This window comes from Lelliottia jeotgali (assembly GCF_977070485.1).
The window spans coordinates 17,457-35,955 of the sequence record NZ_CDRVFO010000018.1 but is presented as its reverse complement, the minus strand read 5'-3'; the positions used below and the strand labels follow the sequence as shown (position 1 = coordinate 35,955).

15 protein-coding genes are annotated in these 18,499 nt (G+C 64.3%); 9 read left to right on the top strand and 6 right to left on the bottom strand.

What is annotated here, in order from left to right:
- The first annotated feature begins 81 nt into the window (after nucleotides 1–81).
- Genes ACW4TB_RS22445 through ACW4TB_RS22420 form a run of 6 tightly spaced genes read left to right on the top strand, consistent with a single transcriptional unit; the run spans nucleotide 82 to nucleotide 6,904 of the window.
- Entirely contained in the window at nucleotides 82–1,041 is a 960-nt protein-coding gene (locus ACW4TB_RS22445) for an AAA family ATPase (protein ID WP_012313500.1), read from the top strand.
- Between the two features lie 4 nt (nucleotides 1,042–1,045).
- Nucleotides 1,046–1,990, top strand: coding sequence for a DUF58 domain-containing protein (locus ACW4TB_RS22440; protein WP_012313499.1), 945 nt, complete (start codon nucleotides 1,046–1,048; stop codon nucleotides 1,988–1,990).
- Between the two features lie 13 nt (nucleotides 1,991–2,003).
- The gene (locus tag ACW4TB_RS22435; protein WP_012313498.1) at nucleotides 2,004–2,498 is read left to right on the top strand and encodes a DUF4381 domain-containing protein; all 495 of its coding nucleotides are present in this window, start codon (nucleotides 2,004–2,006) and stop codon (nucleotides 2,496–2,498) included.
- Entirely contained in the window at nucleotides 2,491–3,567 is a 1,077-nt protein-coding gene (locus tag ACW4TB_RS22430) for a vWA domain-containing protein (RefSeq protein WP_012313497.1), read from the top strand. Before ACW4TB_RS22435 ends, ACW4TB_RS22430 begins: the two co-directional genes overlap by 8 nt.
- Nucleotides 3,564–5,282, top strand: coding sequence for a tetratricopeptide repeat protein (locus ACW4TB_RS22425; RefSeq protein ID WP_012313496.1), 1,719 nt, complete (start codon nucleotides 3,564–3,566; stop codon nucleotides 5,280–5,282). Before ACW4TB_RS22430 ends, ACW4TB_RS22425 begins: the two co-directional genes overlap by 4 nt.
- Complete coding sequence (locus tag ACW4TB_RS22420) at nucleotides 5,279–6,904, top strand: BatD family protein (RefSeq protein ID WP_279930428.1); 1,626 nt, start codon at nucleotides 5,279–5,281, stop codon at nucleotides 6,902–6,904. The genes ACW4TB_RS22425 and ACW4TB_RS22420 overlap by 4 nt, the downstream gene beginning before the upstream one ends.
- Nucleotides 6,905–6,989: 85 nt before the next feature.
- Here ACW4TB_RS22420 and ACW4TB_RS22415 read toward each other — a convergent pair whose 3' ends face one another.
- Nucleotides 6,990–7,421: a DUF2628 domain-containing protein gene (locus ACW4TB_RS22415; protein ID WP_012313494.1), complete on the bottom strand. Its 432-nt coding sequence runs from the start codon at nucleotides 7,419–7,421 to the stop codon at nucleotides 6,990–6,992.
- 306 nt (nucleotides 7,422–7,727) lie between these two features.
- Here ACW4TB_RS22415 and ACW4TB_RS22410 point away from each other — a divergent pair, with 306 nt between their 5' ends.
- Genes ACW4TB_RS22410 through ACW4TB_RS22400 form a run of 3 tightly spaced genes read left to right on the top strand, consistent with a single transcriptional unit; the run spans nucleotide 7,728 to nucleotide 13,215 of the window.
- Nucleotides 7,728–8,966 carry an exonuclease SbcCD subunit D C-terminal domain-containing protein gene (locus ACW4TB_RS22410; protein ID WP_279930426.1) on the top strand — a complete coding sequence of 413 codons (1,239 nt, stop codon included), beginning with the start codon at nucleotides 7,728–7,730 and terminating at the stop codon, nucleotides 8,964–8,966.
- Nucleotides 8,963–12,607: an AAA family ATPase gene (locus ACW4TB_RS22405; RefSeq protein ID WP_279930424.1), complete on the top strand. Its 3,645-nt coding sequence runs from the start codon at nucleotides 8,963–8,965 to the stop codon at nucleotides 12,605–12,607. Before ACW4TB_RS22410 ends, ACW4TB_RS22405 begins: the two co-directional genes overlap by 4 nt.
- Nucleotides 12,604–13,215, top strand: coding sequence for a glutathione S-transferase (locus tag ACW4TB_RS22400; protein ID WP_279930422.1), 612 nt, complete (start codon nucleotides 12,604–12,606; stop codon nucleotides 13,213–13,215). Before ACW4TB_RS22405 ends, ACW4TB_RS22400 begins: the two co-directional genes overlap by 4 nt.
- A 15-nt stretch (nucleotides 13,216–13,230) precedes the next feature.
- On the opposite strand, the gene ACW4TB_RS22395 is transcribed toward ACW4TB_RS22400, so the two are convergent.
- The 5 genes from ACW4TB_RS22395 to ACW4TB_RS22375 all read right to left on the bottom strand — a co-directional run bounded on the left by ACW4TB_RS22395 (nucleotide 13,231) and on the right by ACW4TB_RS22375 (nucleotide 18,496).
- Nucleotides 13,231–13,410 (bottom strand): hypothetical protein, encoded by a 180-nt coding sequence (locus tag ACW4TB_RS22395; protein WP_012313490.1) that lies wholly within the window; start codon nucleotides 13,408–13,410, stop codon nucleotides 13,231–13,233.
- Between the two features lie 123 nt (nucleotides 13,411–13,533).
- Nucleotides 13,534–14,625: a lactonase family protein gene (locus tag ACW4TB_RS22390; protein WP_455843082.1), complete on the bottom strand. Its 1,092-nt coding sequence runs from the start codon at nucleotides 14,623–14,625 to the stop codon at nucleotides 13,534–13,536.
- Between the two features lie 4 nt (nucleotides 14,626–14,629).
- The gene (locus tag ACW4TB_RS22385) at nucleotides 14,630–14,920 is read right to left on the bottom strand and encodes a DUF5629 family protein (protein WP_012313488.1); all 291 of its coding nucleotides are present in this window, start codon (nucleotides 14,918–14,920) and stop codon (nucleotides 14,630–14,632) included.
- A 157-nt stretch (nucleotides 14,921–15,077) separates the two neighbouring features.
- Entirely contained in the window at nucleotides 15,078–17,474 is a 2,397-nt protein-coding gene (locus ACW4TB_RS22380) for an MMPL family transporter (protein WP_437440757.1), read from the bottom strand.
- Nucleotides 17,471–18,496 (bottom strand): WD40/YVTN/BNR-like repeat-containing protein, encoded by a 1,026-nt coding sequence (locus tag ACW4TB_RS22375; RefSeq protein WP_455843081.1) that lies wholly within the window; start codon nucleotides 18,494–18,496, stop codon nucleotides 17,471–17,473. Before ACW4TB_RS22375 ends, ACW4TB_RS22380 begins: the two co-directional genes overlap by 4 nt.
- Between the last annotated feature and the right edge of the window lie 3 nt (nucleotides 18,497–18,499).

Sequence of the window (18,499 nt, the reverse complement as noted above, 5' to 3'; positions counted from 1 at the left end):
CCGGATAGATTAAAGTATCCACCCCTGCCAGGTCCGTCGCGCTCCGCGCCCGCCCTGGCCCAATCCCAGGAACCGCCGCCGATGGAACACCGTGAAGCGCTGATCGCGCTACGCACCTTTCTTTCCTCCCAGATCCTAGGCCAGGAAAAACTGGTCGAGCGGCTGTTGATCGTGCTGCTGGCCGACGGCCACATGCTGGTCGAGGGCGCCCCGGGCCTGGCCAAGACCAAGGCCATCAAAGAGCTGGCCGAAGGTGTCGAAGCGCAGTTCCATCGCATCCAGTTCACCCCTGATCTGCTCCCGGCCGACATTACCGGCACAGAAATCTACCGCCCGGAAACCGGCAGCTTCGTGTTCCAGCAGGGGCCGATCTTCCACAACCTGGTGCTGGCCGACGAAATCAACCGGGCACCGGCCAAGGTGCAGTCGGCGTTGCTCGAGGCAATGGCCGAACGCCAGGTCAGTGTCGGGCGCAGTACCTATGACCTGTCGCCGCTGTTTCTGGTCATGGCCACGCAAAACCCGATCGAGCAGGAAGGAACCTACCCCCTGCCGGAGGCCCAGCTCGACCGTTTCCTGATGCACGTGAAGATCGGCTTCCCCGATGCGGCGGTTGAGCGACGCATTCTGGCCCAAGCCCGCGGTGAAGCGCTGGGTGGCGAAGTCAAACCTGAACGGCGTGTCAGCCAGCAGGCCATCTTTGCTGCACGCAAGGAAATCCTTGGCCTGTACATGGCCGACGCGGTGGAGGAATACCTCGTGCAACTGGTCATGGCTACGCGCACGCCGGCCAAGTTCGATACCGAGCTGGCCGACTGGATCGCCTACGGCGCCAGCCCGCGCGGTTCCATCGCCCTGGATCGTTGTGCGCGGGCGCATGCCTGGCTGGCCGGGCGCGACTTCGTCAGCCCCGAGGATATCCAGGCCGTGCTGTTCGACGTGCTGCGCCACCGCATCATCCTGTCCTTTGAAGCCGAAGCGGCCGGGATCGACCAGGACCGCGTGGTCCAGCGCATCCTTGACGTCGTCGCCGTTGCCTGAGCCCATGCCCACCGCTCAGCAGGCCGAACCCGGCATCCGCATCGGCCTCGCCGAGCTGATCGACATGCGTCACCGCGTGCGCGAGATCCAGTTGTTCTCCCGGCCTGGCCAGCGCAGCCCGCTGGTCGGCCTGCACCACTCCAAGCTGCGCGGGCGCGGCGTGGACTTCGACCAGGTGCGCGTCTACCAGGCCGGTGACGACGTACGCAACATCGACTGGCGGGTCACCGCACGCACCCAAGAGCCGCATACCAAGCTGTTCCATGAAGAACGCGAGCGGCCGATCTTCATCCTCGTCGAGCAAAGCCAACGCCTGTTCTTCGGCTCGGGGCTGATGTTCAAGTCAGTGCTCGCGGCCCAGGCTGCGGCGCTGTTCGGCTGGGCTGCGCTAGGCCACAACGACCGCATCGGCGGGCTGGTGTTCGGCGATGATGAGCACCACGAAATCAAGCCGCGGCGCAGCAAGCAGAGCCTGCTGCAGCTGCTCAACCGCCTGGCCAAGGTCAACCAGGCGCTGCACACCGAAGCCACGCCCCACGCTGACAGCCTGGGCCTGGCTCTACGCCGCGCGCGTGAAGTACTGCGCCCGGGCAGCCTGGCCATCGTCATTTGCGACGAGCGCTCACTCAGCGCCCAGGCTGAACAGCACCTGGCGATGCTCTCGCGCCATTGCGACCTGCTGCTGATGCCGGTTTCCGACCCGCTCGACCATGCCTTGCCTGCAGCAGGCCTGCTGCGTTTCTCCCAGCGCGGCGCGCACCTGGAGCTCGACACCCTGGACACCAACCTGCGCCAGGCTTACCGTCAGCAGGCCGAAGCACGTATAGAACGTTGGGAGCTGATGGCCCAGAAGCTGCGCGTGCTGCTGATGCCCTTGAGTACCCAGAGCGAAATGATCGAGCAGTTGCGCGAATACCTCAATGCGCAGCGCCCACGGAGCGGTTCATGAAGAGCAGCGCCCAATGAACCCTCTGGACCAATTGCAACCGCTGATCCCCCCTTCAGCGATCGGCCTGTGGCCACCGGCACCTGGCTGGTGGCTGCTGCTTGTCGTCCTCCCCCTGCTTGGCTGGGGCCTGTGGCGGCTGCGCCGCTGGCGCCCAGGCAAGCGTCGGGTAGTGCGCGCCGAGCAACCGCTCGACCCGGTACGCCTGGAAGCCCTGGCCGAGCTGGCCCTGCTGCCGCGCCCATACGACGGCGCGCCGGCCGGGGCCTGGCTGCAACAGATCAACGCCTTGCTCAAGCGCCTGTGCCGCAACCACTACCCTGGGGCCAACAGCCATACCCTCAATGGCCGCCAGTGGCTGGCTTTCCTCGACAACCGCTGCCCCGCCGCCGGCCTGACCCGCTGGATGGTGCTGGTCGAAGGCGCGTACAAGCCTGAATGCAAGCTTGACGACAAGGCCATCGCCGGGCTCAGTCAGGCTGTCGAAACCTGGATCCGCAAACATGTTTGAACTGGCCTGGCCGTGGATTTTCCTGCTGCTGCCGCTGCCGTGGCTGGCCCGCCTATTGCTGCCTGCCGCCGACAGCGGCGAGCCGGTGCTCAAGGTAGGCTTTCTCCACGAACTCGAAGGCCTCGCCGGGCGTCGGGCACGGCTGAACCTGCCGACCTTGCGCCAGCAGGCACCGTTCGCGCTGATCTGGCTGTTGCTGCTGCTCGCCGCCGCCCGCCCGCAATGGCTGGGCGATCCGGTACCGGTGGCCGCCAGTGGCCGTGACCTGCTGGTTGCAGTGGATGTGTCCGGTTCCATGGACTTTCCCGACATGCAGTGGAAGGATGAAGAGGTCAGCCGCCTCGACTTGGTCAAGGCGCTGCTGGGCGACTTTCTGCAAGACCGCGAGGGCGATCGCGTCGGCCTGATCCTGTTCGGCAGCCAGGCATACCTGCAGGCACCACTGACCTTCGACCGGCGTACCGTACGCACCTTCCTCGACGAAGCGCAGATTGGCATCGCCGGCAAGAACACCGCCATCGGCGACGCCATTGGCCTGGCGGTCAAGCGCTTGCGCCAGCGTCCGGCGCAGAGCCGGGTGCTGGTACTGATCACCGACGGTGCCAACAACGGCGGGCGGATCCATCCGTTGACCGCTGCCCGCCTGGCTGCGCAGGAAGACGTCCGCATCTACACCATCGGCATCGGCGCCAACCCCGAGGCCAGCGGTACGCCGGGCCTGCTCGGCCTCAACCCGAGCCTGGATCTGGACGAGGCCTCACTGAAGGAAATCGCTGACCTGACCCATGGCGCCTACTTCCGCGCCCACGACGGCGCAGAACTGGATGCGATCGGCGATACCCTCGACCAGCTGGAACCCGTCGCGCAGCAGCCAACCCAAGCCCGCACGGCAACAGCTTTGTATGCCTGGCCACTGGCCCTGGCCTTGCTGCTCAGTGTGCTGCTGGTAGTGGCGGTGCAATGGCCAGACAACTTGCTGCAACGTGCGCTGCGCCGGCCACGCTTCCTGCAGCCCCACCCGCAATGGCGCGAACGCCTCAAGAGGCTGCGCCTGAGGAGGCGGCGATGATCGACCTCTGGCCGCACTGGTTGCGCCCACTCTGGCTGCTGGTGGTACCGCTGCTCGCCTGGCTGTTGTTCAAGCTCTGGCACCGGCGCAGGCGCGCCGGGCGCTGGCAGATGATCCTGCCGCCGGCTTTCCACCCGGTGCTGCTCGGTGGCGGCAGCGGCAGCCACAGCAAACTACCTTGGGTCGCACTGGGCCTGGCCTGGTTACTGGTGGTACTGGCGCTGCTCGGGCCTAGCTGGGAGCGCCTGGAAGAAACCCGCCAACGCCCGGCCGACCCGCTGGTGATCCTGCTCGAACTGACGCCGCAGATGCTTGCCGAGGACACGCCGCCCAACCGGCTGCAGCAGGCTCGGCGCAAGGTCCTGGACCTGCTCGAACATCGCCGCAACAGCCAGACCGCCTTGATCGTCTATGCAGGCAGCGCACATACCTTGGTACCGCTGTCCGACGACCTGAGCACCACGCGCAACCTGCTCGAGGCCGTCGACCCTTCGATCATGCCGCAGCCCGGCCAGCGCGCCGACCTGGCCGTGCAAAAAGGCTTGGCCCTGCTGGCGCAGAGCGGCCTGGGCCAAGGCCGCCTGCTGCTGATCGGTTCGGCATTGAGCGCCCCGGAACGCCAGGGCATCGTCCAGGCCCTTGGCCGCCAGGGCCCGAGCCTGTTGATGCTCGGAATCGGTACCAGCGAGGGGGCTCCGGTGCGCCAGGCCAACGGCGAGTTCCTCAAGGACGAGCAAGGCGGCATTCTGGTACCGCGCCTGGACAGCAGCGGGCTCAGGACGTTCATCAACGGCACCGGTGGCCGCTACCGTCATGCCCGCATCGACGACCTCGACCTGCGGGGCCTCGGCCTGTACGACAACCCGCGCATCCTGCGCAATGACGGCCAGAACCTGCAACTCGACAGCTGGGCCGATCAAGGCTACTGGCTGTTGATACCCCTGTTACTGCTGGCCGCCTGCGCGGGTCGGCGCGGCTGGCTGTTCTGCCTTCCGCTGCTGCTGGCTCTGCCGCAGCCGAGCCAGGCGTTCGAGTTCAATGACCTGTGGTTGCGTCCCGACCAGCAGGGCCAGCGCCTGCTTGAACAGAACCGCCCGGTGGAGGCTGCCCGGCACTTCCAGGACCCGCAATGGCGCGGCATGGCGCTGTACCAGGCCGGCGACTACGCCGCCGCCGCCAAGGCCTTTGCCCAAGGCAATACGACAGCCGCCCACTACAATCGAGGCAATGCCCTGGCCCGCAGCGGCGAGCTGGAGGCCGCTCTGGATGCCTATGAGCAAGCCCTCGAGCGCCAGCCTGATTTCAAGCCGGCGCTGGATAACCAGGCACTGATCCAGCAGCTGTTGCAGCAACGCGAAGCACAGGCCGAGGAACAACCGGCCAAAGACGATGCCCAAGGCACGCCCGGCAGCGAGACCGAGGGCAACAGCAGCTCGGCCAGCAGCCCGGCGCAGGGCACGCCCGGCAACGATGAACAGGCCAACGCCGAACAGCCCGGCCAAGACAGCAACAACAGCCAGGCCACTCCCGGAAACCAGGGTGGCGACGATGACAGCATCACCCAGCCGCCCAAGCGACCGGTTTCGACCAGCCTCGACGCCGAGCAACGCCAGGCCCTGGAACAATGGCTGCGGGAAATCCCCGACAACCCGGCGCAGCTGCTACGCCGCAAATTCTGGTATGAACAGCAATTGCATCAGGAAACCCCACGATGAGTCGCCTCGGCGTCTTTCTCTTCAGCCTCTTCTGGGCCCTTTTGGCCCAGGCCGAGCCGACCCTGCAGGCCAGCGTCGATCGCACTCGCCTGGGCGCCGGCGAAACCCTGGAACTGACGCTCGAAAGCCAGGATGTGACCCAGTTCGGCAAGCCCGACCTGCGCGCCCTGGACGGCGACTTCGAAGTGCGCGGCACGCGCCAGTTGAACAGCCTGCACACCCTCGACGGCGAGACTCGGGCCAGCACTCGCTGGATCATTACCCTGCTGCCGCGGCGCAGTGGCAGCCTGCGTATTCCTGAGCTGCAACTGGGCAAATCGCACAGCCAGGCCATCGACCTGCAGGTGGTGCAAGCTGATGCCAACCGCCCGGACAGCGCATCCCAGGTGTTCGTCGAGGCTACCCTGGACAGCAATGATGTATACGTCCAGGCGCAGGCCGTGCTGACCTTGCGCATCTACCATTCGGTGTCGCTGTACGACGACAGCAGCCTCAGCCCGCTGCGGCTGGAAAACGCAAAAGTCGAGCCGCTGGGTGACTCACGCACCTATGAGAAGGAAATCAACGGCGTACGCCATGGGGTGATCGAGACACGCTACGCACTCTATCCGCAGCAGAGCGGTAGCCTGGAAATTGCGCCCCTGACGTTCACCGCCACCGCTGCCGATACTGCTCAGCAGCCTGCGGGCACTGCACGTACAGGTCGTCAGGTACAGGTCAGTTCCCTGCCGCTACGCCTGACCGTTCACCCAATCCCCGCCGCCTGGCCCACGGCCGAACCGTGGTTGCCAGCCCGCAGCCTGACCCTTGAGGAGCACTGGAACCCCGACCCTGGCAGGCAGCAACCCCAGATAGGCGATTCGCTGACCCGCAGTATTACGCTGCGCGCCGAAGGGCTGTCCAGCACCCAGCTGCCGCAACTGCCGGCCACCGAAATCGTCGGCCTGCGCCGCTACCCGGACCAACCGCTGCTGCGCAACGAAATCAGCGAGCGCGGCATGACCGCCAACCGCGAGGAACGCGAAGCGCTGGTGCCGACTCACAGCGGCGAACTCGCCCTGCCGGCGCTGGAAGTCACCTGGTGGAATACCCGCGAGGACCATCTGGAGCACAGCAGCCTGCCGGCGCGTAACCTGAACGTGCAGGACAACCCTGCCCTGAGCGGCGACACGCCGGTAGGCGATGCCGGCAGCGCCAGCCATCTGCTCTGGCCTTGGCAACTCTCCACCGTGATTTTCGCCCTCACCACGGCGCTCGGTTTTACCCTGTGGTGGCGCGCCCGCTCGCAACCAGCGGTACTGCGCGCCGCGCAGACCGGCCCAAGCCCGCGCACCCTGCTGGACGACCTCAAGCGCGCCTGCCAGGCCAACGATCCGCAGGCTACGCGCCAGGCGCTCGATGCCTGGGCCCGGCAACAGCCGGAGACCCTGGCGGAGATGGCGGCGCGGTTCGTGCCGCTGTCGGATGCGCTGGATGGACTGAACGGGGCGCTTTACAGCGAGAGTGGGCAGTATTGGCAGGGGGAGGATCTGTGGCGGGCGATTGGCACGATTCCACCGGCGGAACAGGTGTTGTTGCCTTCGGGTGAGCCGGGGAGCTTGCCGCCGCTTTATCCGAAGTGATTGGGAGAGGGGCGCAGTACTAAAGACAGGCCCTTCTCAGCCCGGATGCAATCCTGACCCTTCCCCCGCTGCTCACCGGCAGCGATCAGATGAACCGATGCCCCTGAAACGGGTTCCAGCCCTGCTCCCCTTTGGTCTGTTTCAGGTAATAGGCATAATTGGTCAACATGCCATACAGCACGGCAAAGGCCACACTGATGCCCTGATCCAGCGCCCGAGGTACCGCATTACCCGTGGCAGCCTCGTAAACGCCTTCAAGCAGCCCGATGCCCATGATGATGGCCAGCATGACCAGATTCTTCTTCCACATGCCCAGGACAAACCAGTAGATCGGGCCAAAGAAGAATCCGAGGAAATTGTTGTTGATCAACAGTTTCTTGCGAAACGGCAAGGCGCGGAACGCTGCTTTGTAGGTCGCTTCACGTGGCCCGCCGTGCTGATCGAAGAAGGCGAAACGCTCCTGCCATTTCGGCTTCAGGTTGCCGTAGTCGGCTTGGATTTGTGGCGTGCTTTGCATAAAAATTCCTTTTTAGATTGGTTCCGGTAGCCCACCCCAGCAGCATCGCAAGCGCCGCGCCGGGGCAAAGATTAGAACATCGGCGATGGCCGGCAACAAGCAAGCAGATGGCCACTATGCCGACCTGTTCGCATAATTGAATGTCCGTGTAGCACGCGCCCCTCCTTTCAACGCCTCGAATACGGCCAGGCTCCAGACAATCAGCAAGCCACTTGAGTTACCATACCGCCCTCCTTCGAGGGCCGCCTTGGCGCTGTCATGACGCCAAGTGCCGAAGCCTTCATGTCCCAATCCAACAGGTCATCCATGCGTCTGTTTCACACCTCCGACTGGCACCTGGGCCAAAGCCTGCACGGCCAGGAACGCGACTTCGAACACGCCTGCTTCCTCGAATGGCTGCTCGGCCAGCTGCACCTGCGCCAGCCCGACGCGCTGCTGATCGCCGGTGATATCTTCGACACGGTCAACCCACCGGTCAAAGCCCAGGAGCGGCTTTACGACTTCATCGTCCAGGCCCACGAGCAACAGCCGAAGCTGGACATCGTGATGATCGCCGGCAACCATGACTCCGGCTCGCGCATCGAGCTGCCTGCCGCGCTCATGCGCCGCCTGCGCACCCACGCGCTGGGCCGTGTGCACTGGCTCGACGAAGGCCAGCTGGATGCCGAACGCCTGCTGATCCCACTGACCAACGGCCGCGGCAAGGTGGCCGCCTGGTGCCTGGCCCTGCCCTTCCTGCGCCCGGCCGAGGTCACCGGCCCGCAGTTGGGCGACGACTACCTGCAGGGCATCAACCAGGTGCACCAGCAACTGATCGCGGCCGCGCAGAAAAAACGCAAGAAGGACCAGGCGCTGGTCGCCATCAGCCACGCGCACATGGCCGGCGGTGCTGTGTCCGAAGACTCCGAGCGCAGCCTGATCATCGGTAACGCCGAGGCCCTTCCGGCCAAACTGTTCGACAAGGCCATCAGCTACGTTGCCCTGGGCCACCTGCACAAGCCGCAGAAGGTCAACCGCGAAAGCCGCATACGTTATAGCGGCTCGCCGATCCCATTGTCGTTCGCTGAAATCAACTATCCGCACCAGGTGCTGGAAGTCGAGCTCGAGGGCACTGAACTGGTCAGCGTCGAAGCGCGCCCGGTGCCCCGTGCCGTAGCCCTGCAACGCATCGGCCCGGTGCCGCTGGGCGAATTGCTCGAACAGCTCGCCGAGCTACCTGAGATCGACTTGCTCGAAGACCCCAACCGCCAGCCCTGGCTGGAGGTACGCGTGCGCTTGGACGAGCCTCAGCCGGACCTGCGCCAGCAGATCGAAAACGCCCTGCAAGGCAAGGCGGTGCGGCTGATTCGTATCAGTACCGAATATGCCGGCCAGGGCAACGAGCAGGACGACGACCAGGCATTCGTGGAACTGGCACAGATGACCCCGCAGGACCTGTTCAGCCGCGCTTGGGAACAGGCCTACGGCAACCCCGTCGACGAGCAGGCCCTGGCCGACTTCGCCCTGCTGCTGCAGGACGTCCAGCTGGAAGAGGAACAGCCATGAAGATTCTCGCCATCCGCCTGAAGAACCTGGCATCCCTGGCCGGCCCGGTCGACATCGACTTCACCGCCGAACCCCTGGCCAGCGCAGGCCTGTTCGCCATCACCGGGCCTACCGGCGCCGGCAAGAGCACCTTGCTCGATGCACTGTGCCTGGCGCTGTTCGGCACTGTGCCGCGGCTCAATGACATCGGCCGCGAAGCCAAGGTGCCAGATGCCGATGGCGAAATCCCCACCTCGGACCCGCGCAACCTGCTGCGCCGCGGCACCGGCAGCGGCTTTGCCGAGGTCGACTTCGTCGGCGTCGACGGCCACCGCTACCGCGCGCGCTGGGAAGCCAACCGTGCCCGCGACAAGGCCAATGGCAAGCTGCAACTGAGCCGTCAGAGCCTCTATGACCTGGACAGTGAGCAGGTGCTGGGCAGTGGCAAGAACGAATACAAACAACAGATCGAAGCCCGTCTGGGGCTCAACTTCGAGCAGTTCACCCGCGCCGTGATGCTGGCCCAGAGTGAATTCGGCGCCTTCCTCAAGGCCGACGACAAAGAACGCAGCGAACTGCTGGAAAAGCTCACCAACACCGCGATCTACACGCGCCTGGGCCAGCGTGCCTTCAGCAAGGCCCGCGAAGCCGGCGAAGCGCACAACGCGCTGAAAGACCGCGCCAGCCACCTGCTGCCGATGGCCGCCGAAGCCCGAGCCGAGCTGGACAAGCGCCTGGAGCAGGCGCAACAACATCTCAAGGCCGAGCAAGCCCGCCAGCGTCAGCTGGAGCAACAGCGCACCTGGCTCAACGAGCAACGCCAGTTGCAGACCCAACTCAGCGAAGCCGGTGCCGCCCTGCACACTGCCGAGCAAAACTGGCAAGCAATGGCCGAGCAACGCCTCGACCTGCAGCGCCTGGAACGCCTGGCCCCGCAACGGCACCAGTTCCATCGCCAGCAAGCACTGACCGCGCAACTGACGCCGTTGGCGGCGCAGATCGCCGAGCAACAACAGCTGCAAGCTGATCTGCTGGAGCGCACCCAGGAGCTGGAGCTTGCGCTGGTTGCAGCGCGCCAGACACTGGCCGACAGCCAGACGAAACACAGCGAAAGTGCCCCGCGCTTGCGCCAGGCGTTTGCCGGCCAGGACAGCCTAACGCGCCTAGACGCTGAGCTGGAGGCGCAACGCACGGCCAGGCAGCAGGCCGACCTGCACGTCGCCGAAGGCCAACAGCAGTTGCAGCAACTGGACGAACAACAGCAGCGCAGCCTGCAACAGCTGGCGCAGATCGACGCGGCCTTGGCAGACAGCCAGCACCTGGCCGGGCTGGCCAATGCCTGGCAGGCCTACCTGCCCCAACTCAAGCAAGTGATGCTGATTGGCGGGCGCCTGAGCAAGGGCCGTGAGGAACTGCCCGGCCTGCAGGCCAGCGCCAGCGAAGCCAATGCGCAGTGGCAGGCCCAGCATGACGCGTTCGAGCTGTTGTTCCGCGAAGCCAAAGCAGAGCCGCAGGCGCTGGCTGAGCAGATCGACCTGCTCGGCAACATGCTGCAGGACAATCGCAAGCAGCAGCGGGCGGTCGAAGAACTGGCGCGCCTGCATGGCCGCGAGCAGGAGCTGCGCAGTCAACTCGATGGTCTGCGTGAACGTCAGCAGCACGCCATGCAGCAACGCCAACAGCTGATTGGTGAAGGCACCGCAGCCAAGGCGGAGCTGGAAGCGGCCGAGCAGGCGCTCAACCTCACCCGCCAGTTGCTGGAGCGTCAGCGCCTGGCGCGCAATACCAGCGTCGAAGAGCTGCGCGGCCAACTGCGTGACGGCGAACCGTGCCCGGTCTGTGGCAGCGCCGAACACCCGTTCCACCAGCCTGAGGCTTTGCTGCAGAGTCTGGGCCGACATGATCAGGTCGAAGTAGATGCTGCGCAAAAGCACGTCGATACTCTCAACGGCAAACTGGTCGAGCTACGCACTCAGCTTGGCGTGGTCAACGCCCAGCTCAAGGACCATCAGCAGCAACAGGCGCAGCTGGGCGAACAGTTGCAGCCGCTGGTCGCACACGTACAGTCGCACCCCCTCTGGCCTGCCTTGGCGCCACAGGACGACAAGGCCCGTACAGTGTGGTTGGAAAGCCAGCTGAAGCGCCTGGACAATGAGATCAAACAGGACGAGAAGCGCCAAAGCGCCCTGCTTGCCCTGCAAAAAGACGCTGCCCGCCTCACACAGCAATTACAAGCCGCACAGGAGGCGCGGCAAAAGGCCCAGCGCCACCTGGACCACCAGCACCAAGCCCTGGCCAACGATGAACAGCATCTGCAACAAGGCCTTGATGACTTGGCCAGTGTGTTGCCGGCCGATGTACTGAAGGCCTTGAGTGATGATCCGGCCAATGCCTTCCTGAGCCTCGACCAGCAGATCGCGCAGCGCCTGCAGCAGCTGGAACAGCGCAAGGACGAGCAGGACGAACAGCACGCGCGCCAACTGCAACTGGACAAGCTGCGCGATCAGCAGCAGACGCGCCTGCAGGCTCAGCAACAGCTGCAGCATACTCTCGCAGCCCTCGACGAGCAGCGTCTGCAGGCTCAGGCGCAGCTGGCCGCGCTACTCGGCGAACACACCAGCGCCGAAGCCTGGCAACACCACCTGGAGGTGCATCTGGAGCAGGCCCGCGCCCTTGATGCCCAGACTGCTGAGCGCCTGCAGGCGCTGCGCAACCAGGGCGTGCAACTGGCCGCAGAGCTCAAGGCCAATACCCAGCGCCAGCAGGCACTGGAGCACGAGTGCCAGCAGCTTCAGGGCGAAATTGCCCAATGGCGCAGCGAACATCCCGAACTGGATGACAGCGGGCTCGATCGCTTGCTGGCCATGGACGACTCCCAGCTGAGTACGCTGCGCCAGCACCTGCAGGCAGCAGAAAATGCCATCGAGCAAGGCCGCGTGCTGCTCCAGGAGCGTGAACAGCGCCGGCAACAGCACGCCGCTCAAGCACAGGGTGACGTGAACGGCGAAGACCTTGAGCAATCACTGGCCGGCCTTGCCGAGCAACTGAACGTTCAGGAGCAGCAGTGCGCTGAGTTGCGCGCGCAGCAGGCTGACGACCAGCGTCGCCAGCAGGCATACCAGGCCCTTGCCTGCGAAATCGAACAGGCCTACCAACAGTGGCAGCGCTGGGCACGCCTGAACGCGCTGATCGGTTCGGCCTCTGGCGATGTGTTCCGCAAGATCGCCCAGGGCTACAACCTTGACCTGCTGCTGCACCATGCAAACGCCCAATTGCGCCAACTGGCGCGGCGCTATCGCCTCAAACGTGGCGGCAGCGCCCTGGGGCTGCTGGTGCTGGACACCGAAATGGGCGACGAACTGCGCTCGGTGCACTCGCTGTCCGGCGGTGAAACCTTCCTGGTGTCGCTGGCCCTGGCCCTGGGCCTGGCCTCGATGGCGTCGAGCACCCTGCGTATCGAGTCGCTGTTCATCGACGAGGGGTTCGGCAGCCTCGACCCTGAGTCGCTTCAGTTGGCCATGGACGCCCTCGACGGTCTGCAGGCGCAGGGCCGCAAGGTGGCGGTGATCTCCCACGTGCAAGAGATGCACGAGCGCATTCCGGTGCAGATCCAGGTGCGTCGCCAGGGCAACGGCCTGAGTGATGTCGAGGTGTGCGGGTGATCCTTTTCTCGTTTCGCCGTTGCCCTTGGGCCATGCGTGCGCGCCTGGCCCTGCACTATGCCGGGTGCGAGGTACACGTCCGCGAAGTTGCGATGAAGAACAAGCCGGCCGAGTTGCTGGCTTTATCACCCAAGGGGACGGTCCCGGTGCTCGACACCGGCGAAGGCGTGCTGGAGGAAAGCCTGGACATCATGCGCTGGGCGCTTGAGCGCAATGACCCGCAGGACTGGCGGCTGCAGGCTGACCCCGCAGCCGCACAACAGGCTGACCGGCTTATTGCCCGCAACGACAGCGAGTTCAAGGCGCAGGTCAACCTGTACAAATATGCCGAGCGATACCCCGAGCACACACGCGAGCATTACCGCCAGAAGGCCGAGGCCTGGCTGGCGGAGCTTGAACACCTGCTAGAGGGCCGGCCCTACCTGCTGGCCAACCATCCAAGCCTGGTCGACGCCGCGCTGTTGCCCCTGATGCGCCAGTTTGCCGGGGTCGAACCGCAGTGGTTCGCCGAGGCGGCTTATCCGCGTGTGCGGAGCTGGCTGGAGGGGTGGTTGGCGTCTGAGCTGTTCAAGGCGGTGATGGCCAAGGGAGTTGAGCCGAGCCTATAGAGGTTCGCGTAGGGCTCAGTGGTTGTGTTTAGCACTCAAAGCCGCATGAAAATGGGCACTCTGGCGCAGGTACTGCTCGGTATAGCTGTGGGTGGCGGACACCTTGTTGCTGGTGTCAGCATGGGCATGCGCCGGCAGTACGACAGAGGCGGAAACGGCGGATGCGGCGATTACCGGGAAAAGATTGAAGTTCATCTGGGCTGACCTCGACTTCGGTGGTTTGACGTTGGCCTGTCTGGGCCTTGGGTCAAACTTACGCCGCCAGGATCAGCTACAGAAATTCATTGCGCTGGTAGGGATTATCACGCGTATCGATAGTCACTCGATAAACTTCAGATCCGAAGGTGCGTCCTGCGCCAGGGTCTGCACAGTCTCACCCAGCTTGCCCGTACGCGGATCGCGGCGCATGACCACAATCTGGTTGCTCTTCTGGTTGGCCACCAGCAGGAAGTTGTCACTCGGGTCCAGGGCAAACTCCCGAGGATGGTCGCCCTCCACCGATCGACGCTGCAGGAAGGCAAGCTGCCCATCATCCTTGCCCACACTGAATGCAACGATCTCATTGGCCGTGCCGCGATTGCTCACATAAAGAAAACGCCCGTCCGCCGAGAGGTGCAGGCCGCCTGCCGCCTTTGCCGCCGCGTCCTGCTGCTCGGTCAGCGGCAGGCGCTGGCGTTCGCGCAGGGCAGCATCATCGACATCGAACATGACCACTTCGGCGCTCATTTCCAGCGTCAGATAGGCATGCCGCCCCTTGGCATCGAACAACAGGTGACGCGGGCCGCTGCCAGCTGGCAGTTCGACCGATGCGGGGATGGCCGGGCTTAGCGGGCGGTCGGTGCTGGCGCCGTCGTAGCGGTAGATGAATACCCTATCGGCTCCCAGGTCACTGGCATACAGGTGACTACCGTCCGGCGACAGCACCACTGAATGCACATGGGCACCGGCCTGGCGCTCGGGGTTCACCCCACTGGGCGCGTGTCCGGCCTGCTGCACCACATCCTTGAGTTTGCCGTCTTTGGCCACCGGTATCACCACCAGGCTGCCGCCCGGGTCTGGAGCAACGGCGTAGTTGGCAACGAACAGGTAACGCTGGTCGCGGCTGAGGCTGGCATGCGTAGGTTCATCGCCGCGGGTGGCAACCTGGTTCAGCGGCTTGATCTCACCCTTGCTACCCACGCTGAAACTGCTGGCGTGTCCCTTTGGCGCCTCATTAACCGCGAACAGTTGCCGCTGATCCGCCGAAAGCACCAGCCAGGAAGGGCTGACGCTCTTGACCACCTGCTGCGGCGTAGGGCCGATGAGGCCAGTTTTGCTGTCGAACTGGTAACGGTAGATACCTTGGCTCGCACCATCGGTATAACTGCCCACCAGCAGCGTGACGGCCTGGGCATTCAAAGTCAGGCTCATGAGACTAGCGGTCAGCAGGCTCGTCCAGGTCGGGTTCATCGTCGTCTTCATCCGGGGCGCGAAAGGCACTCATACAGACTAGACGATGCTCGCCCTGGGCATCGTGCAGTTGCCACTCGTCACCGGCACCGATGGCGGCGGCGACCTGTTCGGCAGTGAAGGTCCAGCGCCGATGTTGGCGGCCGTCCATGCATTCGACCGTCAGGCCTGTTTCATCGAGATTGAAGTCGAAGGCGTGCAGGCCATCGATCAGTAGCATGTCGCAGGATGCGAGGGCGGTGGCGAGGGGGGACATGGGGGTACCAATTGGAAAGGAGCCGGCATTATAGCCTTGGCGCTGCGTTGCAGCGATGCATGGCACCGGCTTCACCGGTGATCGCCGGCAAGCCGACTCCCACAGGCCTTGTGGAAGCTGGCTTGCCGGCGATGGGCCGCAAAGCGGCCCCTTGCAATCAATGGGCGAAGATCGAACCGCCCTGCTTGCCTGCCATCTTCTCGGGCTTGATCAGGAACCGCGCCAGCGCCGGCAGCAGCCACAGCGCACCGAACATGTTCCACAGCAGCATGAAGGTCAGCATCAGGCCCATGTCGGCCTGGAACTTGATGGCCGAGAAGATCCAGGTGCACACGCCGATAGCCAGGCAAAGACCGGTGAACAGCACCGCCTTGCCGGTCGAACGCAGGGTCTGGTAATAGGCTTCCTGCAGCGGTAGGCCGGCACGCAGGAAGCTTTCCAGACGGCTGTAGATGTAGATGCCGTAGTCAACACCGATACCCACGCCCAACGCCACCACCGGCAAGGTGGCGACCTTCACGCCGATCCCCATGAATGCCATCAGCGCATTGCCCAGTACCGAGGTCAGCACCAGCGGCAGCACGATGCACAGGGTGGCAGCAAAGGAGCGGAAGGTGATCAGGCACATCACCGCCACGCAGATGTACACCAGGATCAGGATGGTCAGCTCGGCCGACTTGATCACCTCGTTGGTCGCAGCCTCGATCCCGGCGTTGCCCGCCGCCAGCAGGAACTGCAAGCCGTCCTTGTCATGACTTTCAGCAAACGCCTTGGCAGCGCTGGTGACACGCTCCAGGGTTTCGGCCTTGTGGTCGTTGAGGAACACCAGCACCGGTGCCAGCGAGCAGTCGGCGTTGTACAGGCCGTCGGCGCGAGCGATGGAGTTGTTGAGGATGTCCGGGTTGCGCGACAGGGTTTCCCATTTCAGGCTGCCCTCGTTCATGCCCTTGATCACCTGCTTGGATACCGTCACCAGGGAGATCGCCGACTGCACGCCGGGGGTGTTCTCCATGGTCCACATCAGCTCGTCGATCGGTGCCATGGTCGAGTGGATCGAGCAGCTCTCCGCCGGCGTCTTCACCATCACCACCAGCACATCGGAGCTGGTCGAGTAGTTGCTGATGATGAAGTTGTTGTCCTGGTTGTAGCGCGAGTCCGGGCGCAGCTCCGGCGCGCCCTGGTCGAGGTCGCCGATTTTCAGGTTCTGGCTGTACCACAGGCCACCAGCGAAGGCGACCAGGGCCAGTGCAATGGACACCGGCGCCACCTTGGCGCTGGCGAAATTCGACAGCAGGCGCCAGAACGGATGCTCACGGGTGGCGTCCTTCTTGCTGCGCTCGATGGCCTTTTTGCTGATGCCGATGTAGGAGATCGCTACCGGCAGCAGGATAAGGTTGGTGAAGACGATCACCGCCACGCCGATCGACGCACCGATGGCCAGTTCGCGGATCACGCCGATGTCGATGATCAGCAGGGTAATGAAGCCCACCGCGTCGGCGAGAATCGCGATCATCCCGGGCAGGAACAGCTGACGGAAGGTGCGCCGGGCAGCGGTCAGGGCATTCTCGGCGTCACTGGACTGCAAGGCGATGCCGTTGATCTTCTGCACCCCATGGGAAATGCCGATAGCAAAGATCAGGAACGGCACCAGCATCGAGTAAGGGTCCAGGCCAAAGCCCACCACATGCATCAGGCCCAATTGCCAGACCACTGCCACCAGGGTGGTGATCAGCACGGCGATGGTGCTGCGGATGCACCAGGTGAACCAGTAGAGCAGCACCCAGGTGATGACCAGCGCGACCCCAAAGAACATCGCTACCATCACCAGGCCGTCGATCAGGTCACCGACCTTTTTGGCGAAGCCGACGATGTGCACCTTCACATTGGGGTTCTGCGCCTGGAACTTGTCGCGAATTTTCTCCTCGAGCAAGTGCGAAAACTGCTGGTAGTCCAGCTTGACCTGTTTCCCGGGGTCCTGCGGATCGGGGTAGCTTTCCAGCAAGGGTACATCGACGATGCTGGACTTGAAGTTGTTGCCCACCAGGCGTCCTACCTGGCCGGACTTGAGCACGTTGTCGCGCAGTGAGTCGAGGCTGTCTTGCGAACCGTTGTACGTATTGGGGATTACCTCGCCGCCGGAGAACCCCTCCTCGGTGACTTCACTCCAGCGCACGCTGGGGCTCCACAACGACTTCAGGCCCGCGCGGTCGACGCCGGGGATGTAGAACACCTCGTCATGGATCTGGCGCAGGGTCTCCATGTAATCCTTGTCGAAAATGTCGCCATTGACCGCCTCGACCGAAATGCGCACGGTGTTGCCGAGGTTGGCCAGGTCGTTGCGGTGCTCCATCATCTGCTCGATGAACGGATGCTCGAGCGGAATCATCTTCTCGAAACTGGTCGAGGGGCGGATCTGCGCGGCCTGCCAGAACAGGAAGATGCTCACCAGCACGCACAGGGCGATGACCACCGGGCGGTTGTTGAAGATCAGGCGTTCCAGCAGCGTGGGTTTGTCCTGGTGGTGGGGGTGCATGATGCTCTCTCGGCTGGTCATGGGCGAGGCTCCTCGGTTGCCTGGTCGGCACCTTCGCCGGTGGCCAGATGTAAACCACCCTGCCCTACCAGCAGCAAGCCGCCATTGGCCAGGCCACTGACGCCAGCCAGGGCAATACGGTCGGCGCGGTTATAGACAGTGAAGCTCTGCCCGTCATCAATGCTGCGCAGCACGCTGCCGCCATTGCCGACCAATACCAGGCTGCCATCATCCAGAAGCGTAGCGCTTGCCAAGCCGAATTCGAGGTTGCCGCGCGCGGCCTTGAGTTCGATCGGCTGCCAGCTGTCGCCAAAGTCCGTGGAGCGGAACAGATTGCCGCGCAGGCCATAGGCCAACAGCGTCTGCGGCTGGGCGGTGCCGATCACGCCGAACAGCGAGCCCTCGTAGGGGCCGTTGAGCTTGCTCCAGCTCTGGCCGCTGTCGCTTGAGCGAAACATGCTGCCCTGCTCGCCGACGATGAACAGGCCGGCATCCTTGATCTGGGCAATACCGTTGAGGTGCATCTGGTCGGGGTTGTCCAGGCGCTCGGCGGCGTCCTGCCAGTGCTGGCCGCCGTCGCGGGTTTCCAGCAGTGCGCCGTAAGCGCCCACGGCAAAGCCGTGCTGGGCATCGAGGAAAGTGACATCGAGCAACGGGGCTTCACGGGCAAGGTCTTCGAACTGCTTGCTCCAGGTCGCACCGCCATCGTTGCTGGCGAGAATCTGCGCGTCGTGCCCGACTGCCCAGCCACGCTTGTCGTCGACGAAGAACACTGCGGTGAGCAATTGCCGGGTAGGCACCCGGGCCTGGGTCCAGGTATTGCCTTGGTCATCGGAGAACAGAATGTGGCCGCGATCGCCCACCACTACCAGGCGCTTGCCGGCATGGGCGGCATCGATCAGCAGGCTCTGGCTGGCCTTTGCCGATTCGGTGGAGTACTCCTGTGCGGCGGCGGCTTGCGCGCTGCCCGCCCACATCCCCAGTGCCAGCGCCAGCATTGCGCCGGCTGCCAGCGGCCAGGCACCACGCCTGGCGCGCGTCATTAC

What these genes read in the sequence shown, in the direction of transcription:
- ACW4TB_RS22445 (WP_012313500.1), top strand. Translation starts at nt 82, where the DNA reads ATGGAACACCGTGAAGCGCTGATCGCGCTACGCACCTTTCTTTCCTCC.
- ACW4TB_RS22440 (WP_012313499.1), top strand. Translation starts at nt 1,046, where the DNA reads ATGCCCACCGCTCAGCAGGCCGAACCCGGCATCCGCATCGGCCTCGCC.
- ACW4TB_RS22435 (WP_012313498.1), top strand. Translation starts at nt 2,004, where the DNA reads ATGAACCCTCTGGACCAATTGCAACCGCTGATCCCCCCTTCAGCGATC.
- ACW4TB_RS22430 (WP_012313497.1), top strand. Translation starts at nt 2,491, where the DNA reads ATGTTTGAACTGGCCTGGCCGTGGATTTTCCTGCTGCTGCCGCTGCCG.
- ACW4TB_RS22425 (WP_012313496.1), top strand. Translation starts at nt 3,564, where the DNA reads ATGATCGACCTCTGGCCGCACTGGTTGCGCCCACTCTGGCTGCTGGTG.
- ACW4TB_RS22420 (WP_279930428.1), top strand. Translation starts at nt 5,279, where the DNA reads ATGAGTCGCCTCGGCGTCTTTCTCTTCAGCCTCTTCTGGGCCCTTTTG.
- ACW4TB_RS22415 (WP_012313494.1), bottom strand. Translation starts at nt 7,421, where the DNA reads ATGCAAAGCACGCCACAAATCCAAGCCGACTACGGCAACCTGAAGCCG.
- ACW4TB_RS22410 (WP_279930426.1), top strand. Translation starts at nt 7,728, where the DNA reads ATGCGTCTGTTTCACACCTCCGACTGGCACCTGGGCCAAAGCCTGCAC.
- ACW4TB_RS22405 (WP_279930424.1), top strand. Translation starts at nt 8,963, where the DNA reads ATGAAGATTCTCGCCATCCGCCTGAAGAACCTGGCATCCCTGGCCGGC.
- ACW4TB_RS22395 (WP_012313490.1), bottom strand. Translation starts at nt 13,410, where the DNA reads ATGAACTTCAATCTTTTCCCGGTAATCGCCGCATCCGCCGTTTCCGCC.
- ACW4TB_RS22390 (WP_455843082.1), bottom strand. Translation starts at nt 14,625, where the DNA reads ATGAGCCTGACTTTGAATGCCCAGGCCGTCACGCTGCTGGTGGGCAGT.
- ACW4TB_RS22385 (WP_012313488.1), bottom strand. Translation starts at nt 14,920, where the DNA reads ATGTCCCCCCTCGCCACCGCCCTCGCATCCTGCGACATGCTACTGATC.
- ACW4TB_RS22380 (WP_437440757.1), bottom strand. Translation starts at nt 17,474, where the DNA reads ATGACCAGCCGAGAGAGCATCATGCACCCCCACCACCAGGACAAACCC.
- ACW4TB_RS22375 (WP_455843081.1), bottom strand. Translation starts at nt 18,496, where the DNA reads ATGACGCGCGCCAGGCGTGGTGCCTGGCCGCTGGCAGCCGGCGCAATG.